We start from the raw sequence: 13,019 nt of genomic DNA, 5'->3' as shown, positions 1-13,019 counted from the left end.
TTAAATATCTAAACCAAAAACTTATTCTATTTTAACTTTACTTGGTGGTTGCATTACCTCGCCACAGTTAGGGCAACTTCGTTTTTGCTTATCTCCATAATATTCATCGAAAATTTTAGGCATATCTGTTTCAATATTTTCAACAGTAAAATCTTCCTCATAAAGTTTTGTTGTACAATTTTCGCAAAACCAAAGTAAAGCATCACGCATACCTTCTGGACGTTTATACTCTATAACTAATCCTACTGTATTTGCACCTCGCTGCGGAGAATGTGGTACTTTAGGTGGCAATAAATAAATATCACCTTCTTTTATATGCACATCTTTTGGTGTGCCATTATCTATAATTTTTAAAACTATATCACCTTCTACTTGATAAAAAAACTCTGGTGTTTCGTTATAATGGTAATCTTTTCTACTATTAGGCCCACCAACAACCATGACTATAAAATCACCATCTTTCCATACTACTTTATTACCAACTGGCGGCTTTAAAAGGTGACGGTTTTCTTCTATCCATGCTTTAAAATTTATTGGAGATACTATATTACTCATGATATTTTATTTTTTTACTTCGTAAAGTTTACGATATGTTTTAAGGGTTTCTTGAAAAATTTCAAGATTTCAAATTGATATAAAGTTAGTAATTACTTTTCAATTTATGCGTGATTGCCTTGTGTTTGATATTAAAGACTTTTGGTTCTTCCTCCATCTACTGGAAGATTTATTCCATTAATATAACCAGCTCTTTCACTTGCTAAAAATGTAATGGCATCTGCTAATTCTTCTGGTTTAGCAAAGCGTTTTGCTGGTACAGCACTCTTCATTGCATTTGCAGATTCTTCTTCTGTTTTTCCAGATTTTGTTGATTTATTTTTTATAATTTCTGCTAAACGATCTGTTCCTGTTGCACCTGGTAATACGTTATTAACAGTGATACCAAATTGTCCAAGCTCATTTGCTAACGTTTTACTCCAGTTTGCAACTGCTCCACGAATAGTATTACTTACTCCTAAACCATCTAGTGGTTGTTTTACAGATGTTGAAATTACATTTACAATTCTGCCATATTCTTCCTGTTTCATAAAAGGGACAACACTTTGAGCTAGTACATGGTTACATTTTAAGTGTTGTGTAAATGCATTTTCAAATTCGTCTACTTCTGCCGAAAAAACAGGTCCGCCTTTTGGTCCGCCAGTATTATTCACCAAAATATGAAAGCCATGATTATTAGAAATATACTCTGTTACTTTTGTTTTCAATTCCATAGGATTTGAAAAGTCTGCAACTATGTAGTTGTGATTTCTATGTGTTGGTAACTCAGATAAAGTCTTTTTTAATTTATCTTCATTTCTAGCAATAAGTGTTACTTGAACACCTTCTTCTGCTAGAGCAATTGCTGTTGCTTTTCCTATTCCTGCTGTACTACCGCAAACTAGTGCGTATTTGTTATTTAAGTTTAGATTCATAATTTTTGTCTGGTCGAGCGCAGTAGAGACCTACTTAACTTTTCGGTTTAAAATTAGAATGTGTTGCATTTCTACATTCGGCTAAAATTTGCAACAAATTATAATCTCCATTAGCTAAAGCAAATTTCTTTTTTGCACTCCATTTTTTATTTTCTTTTCAAAATATATTGCTTGTTCTACATTGTTAAACTCTTGTTGAAATATCAATACTAAAGGCCTTTTTTTATATGTAAAACAGGTTTTGTTTAATCCATTTTGGTGTTCTTCAAATCGTCTAGATATGTTATTTGTTATTCCAGTATAAGTTAACCCATCTAATCATTTCAATATATAAACATAATACGTTTCATAATTAACCTCTCGACTGCGCTCGAGGCGACATCAATTTAATACTTAATACAAACATTCTTAGCTTCAGTAAAAAAGCGAAGTGCTTCAAAGCCACCTTCACGACCTACACCAGAAGCTTTTACTCCACCAAAAGGTGTGCGTAAATCTCGCATCATCCAGGTATTTACCCAAACAATTCCTGCTTGTAATTGGTTACTCATTCGCATAGTACGTTTTAAATTATTTGTCCAAAGTGTAGCAGATAAACCGTATTTTACTTTGTTTGCCATTAATAATACTTCTTCTTCGGTTTTAAATGGCATTATTGTAACTACTGGTCCAAAAATTTCTTCTTGGTTTACGCGACATTCATCATTTGGTACTTCTATTACTGTTGGTTCTAAATAATAGCCGTTTTCATAACCTTCAACTTTAACTTCATTGCCTCCGCAAAGTATTGTTCCGTTTTCAGTTTTAGCGATTTCAATATACTCTTTAACTTTTTCAAGATGTGGTTTTGAAACTAAAGCTCCAATATTTGTTGCTTGTTTTGCTGGATGACCAACTTTTAGTGCTTTTACTTTTGTTACAAAATCGGTTTTAAACTGTTGGTATATTTTTTCTTCTACAAAAATGCGACTTCCGCACAAACAAATTTGACCTTGGTTTGCGAATGAAGAGCGTAAGGTTGTATTTAACATCTCTTGGTAATCACAATCTGCAAAAATGATATTTGGGTTTTTTCCGCCTAATTCTAAAGAGAGTTTTTTAAACATTGGTGCTGCTACTCTTGCTATATGTGCTCCTGTTGCTGTACCTCCTGTAAATGATATTGCTTTAATATCTTGATGTTCAATAATTGCCTGACCTGTTGTACCGCCTAAACCATGAATAATATTTAAAACACCTTTAGGTAAACCAGCTTCATTACAAATTTCACCTAATAAATAAGCAGTCATTGGTGTGACTTCACTTGGTTTTGCTACTACACAATTTCCTGCTGCTATTGCTGGAGCAATTTTCCAGGTGAATAAATATAATGGCAAGTTCCAAGGTGAAATACAAGCAACAACGCCTATGGGTTGCCTTAAAGTATAATTTACTGCTTGTTGCCCAATGCTTTCGTGGCTTTCGCTTGCAAATTGAGTAATTGCATTACCAAAAAAACGAAAATTACTTGCTGCTCTTGGTATATCTACCGCTTTTGCTAAACTTATAGGCTTCCCATTATCTTTACTTTCTGCTTCTGCAAAGCGTTGTAAGTTTGCTTCTAGTAATTCTGAAATTTTATTGAGTATTCTACTACGTTCTTCTAATGTGGTTTGTGACCATTGTTTAAATGCAGATTTTGCTGCTTTGTATGCCAAATCTACATCTTCTTTTGATGACTCTGGAATTTTCCCATACACTTCGCCATTAGAAGGATTATAATTATCCATCCAATTATTATTAACTGGTGATGAGAACGTACCGTTTATGTAGTTTTTAATGTTTTCCATTATAATTATATGGTAGATAGCTGCGAGATACTAATTTTTTTATTGTTTTTTATAGGCCATAACCTTAATTTCTACAACCAAATCTGGATGTGGCAATTGGTGTACTGCAACGGTTGTACGGGTTGGTCCTGTTTCTTTTTCAAAAAACTCTGCGTATGCTTTATTGTAACCTGCAAAGTCATTCATATTTACTAAAAATGATGTTACATCTACTACATCTTTAATACTTGCTCCAACTTTTTTAAGGTTTGTGTCTATATTTTTTAAAACTTCTCTGGTTTGTACTTCTGCATCTAAGCGTTTTGTACCCATTTCGTCTATAATATCTACTCCTGCTATACTATTATCTGCTCTACGTGAACTTGTGCCAGAAACAAAAATAAAATCACCTACACGCTTTACATGAGGATAAGCACCTCTTGGTGTTACTTTTGTTCCTTCGGAAGTTTGATTTTTTTCACTCATATTTTTAGTTTCTAATGTAATCCTGCTATTTTATCTTCTTCTAAAATATTTTTAGTTTCGGTTAAAACCTTTTCTAAATTACTTTTTAAATCGTCTTTTATATCTAAAGTTCCTTCTGCCAACATATTTAATATGGCTTTATCTTGGGCTCTTCCTCTTAACATTGCTTCGCGATATCCAATATTTTCATTAAATGTTACTAATGAATATTTTGAGGAATATTGTGTAGGAAATTCTTTTTCTAATGCCATTTCTAAAGTACGTTTTTCTCTAAAATTTGCATTATTAACGTGACCTTTCATTTCATGAAAATTATCGATTGCTAAATCTGCAATAGCATCTGTATCTGGTTTTCTTGCGGTTTGGTATGCTTTAAAAATGCTTTCCCAATTATCATGATCTTGGTCTAAAATTTTATCGAACTCTACAACATCTTCAAAAGATGCATTCATACCTTGCCCATAAAATGGAACTATAGCATGTGCAGCATCTCCCATTAATAAAGTATTACCTTTATAATGCCAAGGTGAACATTTTACTGTACCTAGTGGCGCTGTTGGGTTTTCGAAAAAATCGTCTACAAGGTTTGGCATTAATGCTAAAGCGTCTTTAAAATACTTATTAAAGAATTCTAAAACTCGTTCTTTTGTTGTTAGATTATTAAAATTATATTCACCTTCGTTATAACTTAAAAATAATGTTACTGTAAAACTTCCGTCTAAATTTGGTAAAGCAATTACCATAAAGTCGCCTCTACCCCAAATATGTAGTGCATTTTTATAGGTTTTATAACCGCCATCTTTTGCAGGCAAAATACTTAACTCTTTATAACCATGTGTTAAATAATCTTGAGAAAAGCTAAATAGAAATTTTTTACCTAGATAATAACTTTTACGCATTGCAGAACCTGCTCCATCTGTTGCTATTATAGCATCGGCATCTTCTACAAATTCTTCTTTTGTATTATAGTCTTTAAAAAGTGCTGTAGTATTTTCGAAATCTACAGACTTACATTTTTTATTAAAATGAATGGTTACATTCTCATGTTTCTCTGCTTCATCAAGTAATAATGCATTTAATTCTCCTCTTGATATTGAATTGATATATTCATGCTCACGGCCACTATAATTAGCCATAATTGTATTGCCCTCTATATCATGAAGCATACGACCATGCATTGGTATACAAAGTGCTTTTACTTTATCTTCTATACCGCAGAGTTTCATAGCTTTATTTCCACGATCTGAAAAAGCTAAGTTTATTGAACGTCCTGCAGAGATATCTACTTTTCGTAAATCTGGACGCATTTCCATTACAGTTACATTATAACCTCTTTGCCCTAATCTTAAAGCCAAAAGTGAACCACATAATCCTGCGCCAACTATTAGTATGTTTTGTTTGCTAGACATCTAACTTCTTTTTAAGTAATTGAATTTCTTCATAAGTTAATCTTAGTTTTTTTAATGATAAGTTTTTTGTTTTATTTAATGTATTCTGAAAACTTAAAATACCACTAATCGAATTATACTTTATTTTGGAAAAGTCTTCATATTGTAAATTGTTTACAATTTCATCTTTAATTACTATTAAAATTCTTCTATCTGTAATAATTAAATAATCTGAAGATTTATTTACAAAATAACTAAATAGACCTAGAATTTGATATTGCCAAAAACCTATCTCACTTTTCTTTTTAATCTTAAATAAGGTTTCCTCACCCTTTATAGTTTTATAAAATGAATTCAAAATATATTACAAACAAGCCTTTAAACGCTCTACCATATTATAAACATCTTCAAAAGAATTATACAGTGGTACTGGTGCGCAACGTATAACATCTGGCTCTCTCCAGTCGCTAATTACACCACTTTCTGTAAGTTTATGGTGTAATGCTTTATCTGCATTTTTAACTTGTATTGATAATTGACAGCCACGCTCGTTTGGGTTATCTGGCGTAATTATTTTAATATCTGAATTATTTAATTCGTTTATTAAAAACTCAAAATAGCCTGTTAATTTTTTAGATTTTTGAGTAAGTTTCTCCATACCAACTTCTGCAAAAATATCTGCTGAAGCTTTTATTGCAGCCATAGATAAAATTGGTGGGTTAGATAATTGCCAACCTTCTGCTCCTGGTAACTGGTCAAACTCTCCACGCATATTAAAACGGGTTTCCTTATTGTGGCTCCACCAACCTGTAAAACGATTTAAATCTTTATTATGAGCATGACGTTCGTGTACAAAACAGCCAGATAAGCTACCTGGTCCTGCATTCATATACTTATAAGTACACCACACAGCAAAGTCTGCTCCAGAATTATGCAAATCTAAATTTACGTTTCCTGCACCATGAGCACAATCAAAACCAACCATACAGCCATTTTTATGACCTAAGGCTGCTATGCGTTTTAAATCGAAAAACTGACCAGTATAGTAGTTTACACCTCCAATCATGATTAAAGCTATTTCATCGCCTTGCGCTTCTAGTATAGCTTCCAAGTCTTCATAATTGGCTAATTCTTCACCTTCTCGTGCTTTCCATAATACTAAACCTTCTTTGTCGTCAAAGCCATGATGACGTAATTGTGATTCTACTGCATATTTATCACTTGGAAAAGCATCTGCCTCGATTAAAATTTTATATCGTTTTTTGGTAGGTTTATAAAAACTAACCATCATAAAGTGAAGGTTTGCAGTCAAAGTATTCATAACTACAACTTCTATAGGTTTAGCTCCTACAACTTTTGCCATACTTTCTGTTAAAAACTCATGATATGGTAGCCATGGGTTTTTACCTTCGGTATGCCCTTCTACTCCTAAGTTTGCCCAATCTTCTAATTCTTGATTAATATAATCTTTTGTTGCTTTTGGTTGTAAGCCTAAAGAGTTTCCGCAGAGATATATTAAATCGTCTCCATTTTTATCTTTTGGAATATGAAATTGATTTCTATAATGTGCTAGTTGGTCTTCTTTGTCTAATTGTTGTGCAAAATCGCGACCTAATGTATAGTTTGACACTTGGTTGTATTTTTTTATTGAGTAATTATTTTTATATCTGTAAAATTAAGGTTCCAGCTTCCGGTTTCTTTTTTATGATCTTGAGCTATTTTAATACCATTAAATTCTTTGTAGTTTTCAAAAGTATTTATCATAGATGGCTCTTTTGCATTAGCTTCTCTAAACACCCATTCTTGAATTATAAAATCGTCATTATAAAAAATATCATAAGCATCACCTGGCGTATAACCACCTTTAACTGGGTAAGTTAATGTTACTTTATTAAGTTGCTTTTTACTAATTGGCGCTTGAGATTTTATTGGCTCACTTAATGTTGCACTTGTATCCCAAATTAATTGAAATGGTAGTAGTGCCCAATATTTATCGTTTATAAATGCACGATCTGCATTTAAACTTTCTTGTTCTACTTTAAATGTATTATACACTATGGTATCTTTTGCTGTAAGCATGGTCACTTTATTCGCCTTTGGTTTCCAAATCCAAGAGCGTCCAAAGTTTGTACTATCTGTATCTACATTAAAAGTAAATTGAAATTCTGTTACTCTATCCCAGTTTTTAAAGCCATGAGCATTTGCTATTTTTTCGGCAAGAGTGTATTGTTTTTCGGGTTTTTCTTCTTTACAAGAAAGCACAACAAACAGGCAAATAAATAGTAATCGATACATGGTTTTTGGTTTTCTTTCAAAGCTAAGAAATTATAATTAGTTTTGGTAAAATACAGCTTAAGATATGACCGATAATTCTCAATACTTTAGTACTAACAAAATAACATGGAATAACAAAGTAAAAGTACATGCTGAAAGTGAGATGTATGCCATGGATGCATTTAAAAAAGGAAAAAATTCACTAATGCCTTATGAGTTAAATGCTTTGGGTGATGTTACAGGAAAATCACTATTACATTTACAATGTCATTTTGGCCAAGACACCTTAAGCTGGAGTAGATTGGGAGCAAAATGTACTGGTGTAGATTTAAGCGATGAAGGTATAAAACTAGCTAAAGATTTAAATAATGAATTAAATTTAGATGCAGAATTTGTGTGCTGTAATGTGTTAGATACAGCTAAACACGTTAGTAACACTTTTGATATTGTATTTACAAGCTACGGTGTTATTGGTTGGCTACCAGATTTAAAACCTTGGGGAAAAATGATTGCTGAAAAATTAAAGACTGGAGGCACATTTTATATGGCTGAATTTCACCCAATAGTTTGGATGTTTGATTATTTAGATGGGAAACCAGTAATGAAATATGGCTATATGCAAGACGAAGTAATTTATGAAGAATATGAAGGCACTTATGCTAATGAAAATGCTAATATTACTAGCAAAGAATATGGCTGGAATCATGGTTTAAGCGAAGTAATTAATGCTTTGACTGAAGCTGGTTTAAAAATTGAATACTTAAATGAGCATAACGAAAGCCCTTATAATGTTTTGCCCGACCTAGAGCAAACTAAATCGGGCAATTATGTAACAAAGGATAAATTATATCCTCTTATTTTTGAACTTAAAGCAACTAAACTCTAATTTTTTATTACTCGTTTTGTAGTAACTATTTTTTCATTTATATAAAAAGTTATTATATAAGATCCAGACGCTAACTTTGAAAGGTTTATATATGCGTTTTTTGCCAGAGGATTTATTTTCAACATTTCCTGCCCTAATAAATTATAAACTTTCACCATCGAAATGTTTTTATTAGATTGAAATGTTATTTCATTATCTGTAGGGTTTGGAAACAATTTAAATTTTATGTTACTATAAGTATCTAATCCTAATGTATTATCTATAATTTCTATATTTCTAGTTGCCATATATGCATCACAGTTTCCTACTTGAAACGTTACAACATAATTTCCTGGAGTTGATGCCGACGTATCTATAGTACCTGTTACACTATCAATAACTAAACCTGTGGTACTAGAAAATGTTCCGCTAGAATTATTCACCATTACTGGTGTTGGATCTGGATCTGTAGTATTATATGCCATATCTGAATAATTAAATTCTGCAAAATCATTGTAATGTATATCTATATAATTTACAATTACTGTTGCATAATCATCTGCAAACGGCACTAGTGTTTGTGGTCTTGTATCATATGTATTACCATTGTAAGTTCCTAAGTCACGCACTCTTCTATTTACCTCTGTCATAATACCATCTATAGTACCACCACCACCAAGACCATCGCTTGCTGCTGGACCAGAACCATGACGCCTATTACTATAATAATCACCATCAAAATATGCATTATTATATGGCTTTGTATCATCACAAGCCTGAGAGCCTCCATTAAAATCACTTGGAAGTGTACGGTATCCTGAAGTCACGCCACATCCTGAATATCCTTGATCATTATAAAATGCTCCGCCAGTGGTTCTAAACAATCCTCCTAAACTTGTTACTCCTCTTACTAATTGTTCTTGGTTTAATCCTCCTAAATTATTTGAAACCAAGTTTGTAATTGTTGAGTTTGAAACTGTATTTAAGTGATTGGCCGTTGTATTATTTAAATTTGAGGCCGAGATATTATAGCCAGCTTCAATTCTTGGTATAGAATGGCTTTGCCCATGCAAATCTATATATAAACCTTTACCAAAAGTATTTACTACATCTGTACTAGCCTGATCTATAAAATTGTGATATGCATTCCAATAAAATAATGCATCTGAATCACCGCAAGTTGCTTCGGCTGAAGCTCTATTAGGATCTAACTTGCTACGGTGTAAATTGTTTATAATTATATATGGATAACATCCTGTTTGATCGTAAACAGATTGTTGAATTTCACGTATTAAAATTTCTGTATTATCATCCCTTTCATTAACACCACAGTTTCTATCTGGCAAAGCACTATCATTATCTGGATAAAATATACCACCAATAGTTTGGCCAGATAGTTTTACTCCTCCATGTGGAGCTGATATAATAATTGGAATTGTACCTGGGATATATTCAATATATTCATTACCGCTTGTATCAAACTGTGAAGCTTCTGGAACTGGTGTTGGTGGTGGCGCTGGTTGCTCTAAAGCAAAGTAAGATGTTTGTGTTACTTCAATTGGATTTGAGGTACTATTAGGATTAAAATCTCCATTGAAATAAAAAGCTGTTTGCCCATCTGCAGTGATAGTTAAATTACCTCCGCCATTCCAATCATCTCCATAAAAATCATATAAAACAACATAATAACCTGAAGTTGTACTACTATTAACTGGGTAACTTACTGCTGTTGTAGTTTCGTTATAAGAGTTATTTGTAACACCATCATACCCATTATCAATAGTTTGTAATAGTACTCCACTTGGGCTATAAAGTTCAACTTTATTCTCTGATGACCAACTAGGCCAATTTACTGTTAATACAACTTCTGTTGTTTGTGCATAGCTTATTAAACCACAAATAGCAGTTAAAGCGAAAAGTATTAATTTTTTCATTTAAAAAAGGTTAAATATTGATTTTGCGATAAAAATAAATAGCCTGTATTGTTTTATTTTGGTTTACAGGCTATTAATAAGTTTAAAAGCTAAAGTAACCTATTTTAACGTTTAACTGTAATTATTAATGCTTTTCTTTTATAACTTCTGGCATTTTAGCTTGAAAACGCTTTAATCTAGGTACAGAAACATTTTTTATGTAAGGATTATTTGGATGTAATTTTTCATAATCTTGGTGATAATCTTCTGCTATCCAAAATTTTTGAAACGGATACACTTCTGCTGCGATTGGTTTTCCTATTTTTTTTGCCAGTGCTTCTTTTTTACGCTCTATAATTTCTTTTTGTTTATTATTTTGATAGAATATTATAGAACGGTATTGTGAACCTCTATCTGGACCTTGACCATTAACTTGTGTTGGGTTTTGCGAAGCAAAATAAACATCTACTAAAGTTGCAAAGCTTACCACATCTGGATTATAAATAACCTCAACAGCTTCGGCATGACCTGTTCTGCCTGTGTTGCTTGATTCGTAAGTTGGGTTTTTAGTGTGACCTCCAGCATAACCGCTAATAGACTCTTCTACTCCTTTTACACTTTCGTATACTGCTTCTACACACCAAAAACAGCCACTTGCAAAGTAGGCTTTTGCTTTTCCGTTTTCTAAAGGTACTTGAACTGGTGTTGCTGTTTTAACATCTTGTTTTTCTGCTGTTTTATTTATGTTTTGAGCGGTATTTTTACAGCTAAAAAACAAACTAACTGTTAGTAATAATAGTATCTTTTTCATATTTAATTTTTGTTCTTAGTCGAATAAAGCTATTAAAACTTAATTTAAATTGTTTTAAAATTATGCAAAAAAAAAGCCTTCACTACGGTGAAGGCTTTTTTTAGTTTGTAATGGAACTATAGTTTTTTAAACATTTTTTCCATTTTTTCTTTTTGTTCTGCAGCTAATAATTCGTCTACAAGAATACGTCCAGAATGCTCATCTGTAATAATTTTTTTACGAGAGCCTATTTCCATTTGTACTTGTGGTGGAATTGTAAAGTAAGAACCTCCAGATGCACCTCTTTCGATAGGCACAACTGCTAAACCATTTTTTACGTTTGCACGAATACGGTTGTATGCTTTTACTAAACGCTCTTCGATTTTCTTTTTATAATCTTCAGATTTTTTAAGTAAAGCTTCTTCTTCTTTTGCTGTTTCGCTAAGAATAGCATCTAACTCACCTTTTTTGTGCTTTAAGTGCTTTTCTCTTTCTTTAGTTAATTCTTTTGTTTTAGCAATTACTTCGTTTTTTTGCTCTATTTGAGCTTTAAACTCTCTAATGTGTTTTTCTGCTAATTCAATTTCAAGCTCTTGGTATTCAACTTCTTTAGTTAAAGAGTTAAATTCTCTGTTATTTCTAACATTCTTTTGCTGCTCGCTGTATTTTTTAATTAAAGTTTTTGCCTCTTCAATTAAATTTTTCTTATCACTAATTTGTGAGTCTATTAGTGCTAAACTATCACTTAGTTTTTCAAGTCTTATGTTTAAACCAGCAACTTCATCTTCTAGATCACTAACTTCTAAAGGCAGTTCTCCACGAACGTTTCTTATTTCGTCGATTCTAGAATCGATTAATTGTAAGTCGTATAAAGATCTTAATCGTTCTTCTACAGTTACTTCTTTACTCTTTGCCATACTTAAAAATATTGAACAGGATTGGTATTTATATTTGATAAAATGATTGCAAAATTACTAATTTTTTTTGTAAGATGTGCTACTATTCCGTTTTTTGTGTATTGTTCGCTTTCATAATGCCCAATATCTGCCAAGATTATATTGTTTTCTGCTTGAAAAAAGTCATGATATTTTAAATCTGCAGTAATAAAAACATCTGCTCCCATTGCTTTTGCTGCACCAATTGCAAAACTTCCAGAACCTCCTAATACGGCAACTTTTTTTATGGGTTTATTTAATAAATTAGAATGACGAATAACATTTACATTCATGTTTTGTTTTAAATAGGTGAAAAACTCTGTTTCTTCCATAGTAGTTTGCAACTCACCTATCATGCCTATTCCTATATTTTGATTTTTGTTTTCTAAAGTTGTAATCTCATACGCTACTTCTTCATATGTATGATTTTTATGCAAAGCTTTAATTACTTTAGATTCTAGATGTTTTGAAAATGTTATTGAAACTTGTGTTTCATTTTCAAAATGGGTGTTTCCTTTTTCTCCAATTGTTGGGTTTGAATTTTCGTTTCCATTAAAGGTGCCAATGCCTTCTACATTAAAACTACAGTGATTGTAATTACCTATTGCTCCTGCTCCAACTTTAAAAATAGCATTTCGTAAGTTTTCTGCTTCGTTTTTAGGTACATAGGTTATTAGCTTTTTTATTGTTTGTTCTTGTGGTATTAATATTTTACGGTTGTTTAATTTTAACTGGCTGCAAATAATATCGTTTACTCCATTTATATGGTTATCTAAAGCTGTATGTATGGCGTAAATTGCAATATCATTTTTTATGGCTTTTAATACGGTACGTTCTACATAATTTTTACCCGTGAGTTTTTTTAAACCTTTAAATATTATAGGATGAAAACTTACAATTAGGTTGCAGTTTTTCTCAATTGCTTCGTCTACAACTGCCTCAAGCGTGTCTAGTGTGACTAAAACTCCTGTGACTTCATTTTGTTTATCGCCAACTAATAATCCTACATTATCAAACGCTTCGGCATAAGCTAGTGGTGCATAGTCTTCTAAATGGTTTATAACGTCTTGAATTATCATGTGATTTGTAAT

Annotated in this window: 13 protein-coding genes and 1 pseudogene; 1 reads left to right on the top strand and 13 read right to left on the bottom strand. The window is 32.0% G+C overall.

The genetic code is table 11. The features are described 5' to 3' along the window. Positions 1 to 21: 21 nt before the first annotated feature. The 9 genes and pseudogenes from BM549_RS08195 to BM549_RS08155 form a co-directional block, all read right to left on the bottom strand. Positions 22 to 555, bottom strand: coding sequence for a 3-hydroxyanthranilate 3,4-dioxygenase (locus BM549_RS08195; RefSeq protein ID WP_013870086.1), 534 nt, complete (start codon positions 553 to 555; stop codon positions 22 to 24). Positions 556 to 686: 131 nt separating this feature from the next. Continuing rightward, the gene (locus BM549_RS08190; RefSeq protein ID WP_013870085.1) at positions 687 to 1,469 is read right to left on the bottom strand and encodes an SDR family oxidoreductase; all 783 of its coding nucleotides are present in this window, start codon (positions 1,467 to 1,469) and stop codon (positions 687 to 689) included. A gap of 34 nt (positions 1,470 to 1,503) precedes the next feature. Further along, positions 1,504 to 1,763, bottom strand: a pseudogene (locus BM549_RS08185) (GIY-YIG nuclease family protein). 92 nt (positions 1,764 to 1,855) lie between these two features. Continuing rightward, positions 1,856 to 3,298 carry an aldehyde dehydrogenase gene (locus tag BM549_RS08180; RefSeq protein WP_290469828.1) on the bottom strand — a complete coding sequence of 481 codons (1,443 nt, stop codon included), beginning with the start codon at positions 3,296 to 3,298 and terminating at the stop codon, positions 1,856 to 1,858. Positions 3,299 to 3,337: 39 nt separating this feature from the next. After that, positions 3,338 to 3,763, bottom strand: coding sequence for a RidA family protein (locus BM549_RS08175; protein ID WP_013870082.1), 426 nt, complete (start codon positions 3,761 to 3,763; stop codon positions 3,338 to 3,340). Between the two features lie 11 nt (positions 3,764 to 3,774). Next, complete coding sequence (locus BM549_RS08170; protein WP_013870081.1) at positions 3,775 to 5,172, bottom strand: NAD(P)/FAD-dependent oxidoreductase; 1,398 nt, start codon at positions 5,170 to 5,172, stop codon at positions 3,775 to 3,777. Further along, positions 5,165 to 5,509 (bottom strand): hypothetical protein, encoded by a 345-nt coding sequence (locus BM549_RS08165; RefSeq protein ID WP_290469827.1) that lies wholly within the window; start codon positions 5,507 to 5,509, stop codon positions 5,165 to 5,167. Before BM549_RS08165 ends, BM549_RS08170 begins: the two co-directional genes overlap by 8 nt. Before the next feature lie 6 nt (positions 5,510 to 5,515). Beyond that, complete coding sequence (gene kynU, locus BM549_RS08160) at positions 5,516 to 6,781, bottom strand: kynureninase (RefSeq protein WP_290469826.1); 1,266 nt, start codon at positions 6,779 to 6,781, stop codon at positions 5,516 to 5,518. A 14-nt stretch (positions 6,782 to 6,795) separates the two neighbouring features. After that, the gene (locus BM549_RS08155) at positions 6,796 to 7,446 is read right to left on the bottom strand and encodes a hypothetical protein (protein ID WP_290469825.1); all 651 of its coding nucleotides are present in this window, start codon (positions 7,444 to 7,446) and stop codon (positions 6,796 to 6,798) included. A 64-nt stretch (positions 7,447 to 7,510) separates the two neighbouring features. Between BM549_RS08155 and BM549_RS08150 the strand changes: the two genes are divergently transcribed. Further along, positions 7,511 to 8,311 carry a bifunctional 2-polyprenyl-6-hydroxyphenol methylase/3-demethylubiquinol 3-O-methyltransferase UbiG gene (locus tag BM549_RS08150; protein ID WP_290469824.1) on the top strand — a complete coding sequence of 267 codons (801 nt, stop codon included), beginning with the start codon at positions 7,511 to 7,513 and terminating at the stop codon, positions 8,309 to 8,311. On the opposite strand, the gene BM549_RS08145 is transcribed toward BM549_RS08150, so the two are convergent. The 4 genes from BM549_RS08145 to BM549_RS08130 all read right to left on the bottom strand — a co-directional run bounded on the left by BM549_RS08145 (position 8,308) and on the right by BM549_RS08130 (position 13,007). Continuing rightward, positions 8,308 to 10,224 (bottom strand): T9SS type A sorting domain-containing protein, encoded by a 1,917-nt coding sequence (locus BM549_RS08145; protein WP_290469823.1) that lies wholly within the window; start codon positions 10,222 to 10,224, stop codon positions 8,308 to 8,310. The two genes, BM549_RS08150 and BM549_RS08145, sit on opposite strands and share 4 nt — an antisense overlap. Positions 10,225 to 10,348: 124 nt before the next feature. Continuing rightward, positions 10,349 to 11,014 carry a peptide-methionine (S)-S-oxide reductase MsrA gene (gene msrA / locus BM549_RS08140; protein ID WP_290469822.1) on the bottom strand — a complete coding sequence of 222 codons (666 nt, stop codon included), beginning with the start codon at positions 11,012 to 11,014 and terminating at the stop codon, positions 10,349 to 10,351. 116 nt (positions 11,015 to 11,130) lie between these two features. Then, the gene (locus BM549_RS08135) at positions 11,131 to 11,910 is read right to left on the bottom strand and encodes a C4-type zinc ribbon domain-containing protein (RefSeq protein ID WP_290469821.1); all 780 of its coding nucleotides are present in this window, start codon (positions 11,908 to 11,910) and stop codon (positions 11,131 to 11,133) included. Between the two features lie 2 nt (positions 11,911 to 11,912). Then, positions 11,913 to 13,007, bottom strand: coding sequence for a Nif3-like dinuclear metal center hexameric protein (locus BM549_RS08130; protein WP_290469820.1), 1,095 nt, complete (start codon positions 13,005 to 13,007; stop codon positions 11,913 to 11,915). Between the last annotated feature and the right edge of the window lie 12 nt (positions 13,008 to 13,019).

Source organism: Lacinutrix sp. MedPE-SW (assembly GCF_001874145.1).
GTDB lineage: Bacteria > Bacteroidota > Bacteroidia > Flavobacteriales > Flavobacteriaceae > Lacinutrix.
This window is presented reverse-complemented; position numbering and strand designations above follow the sequence as displayed.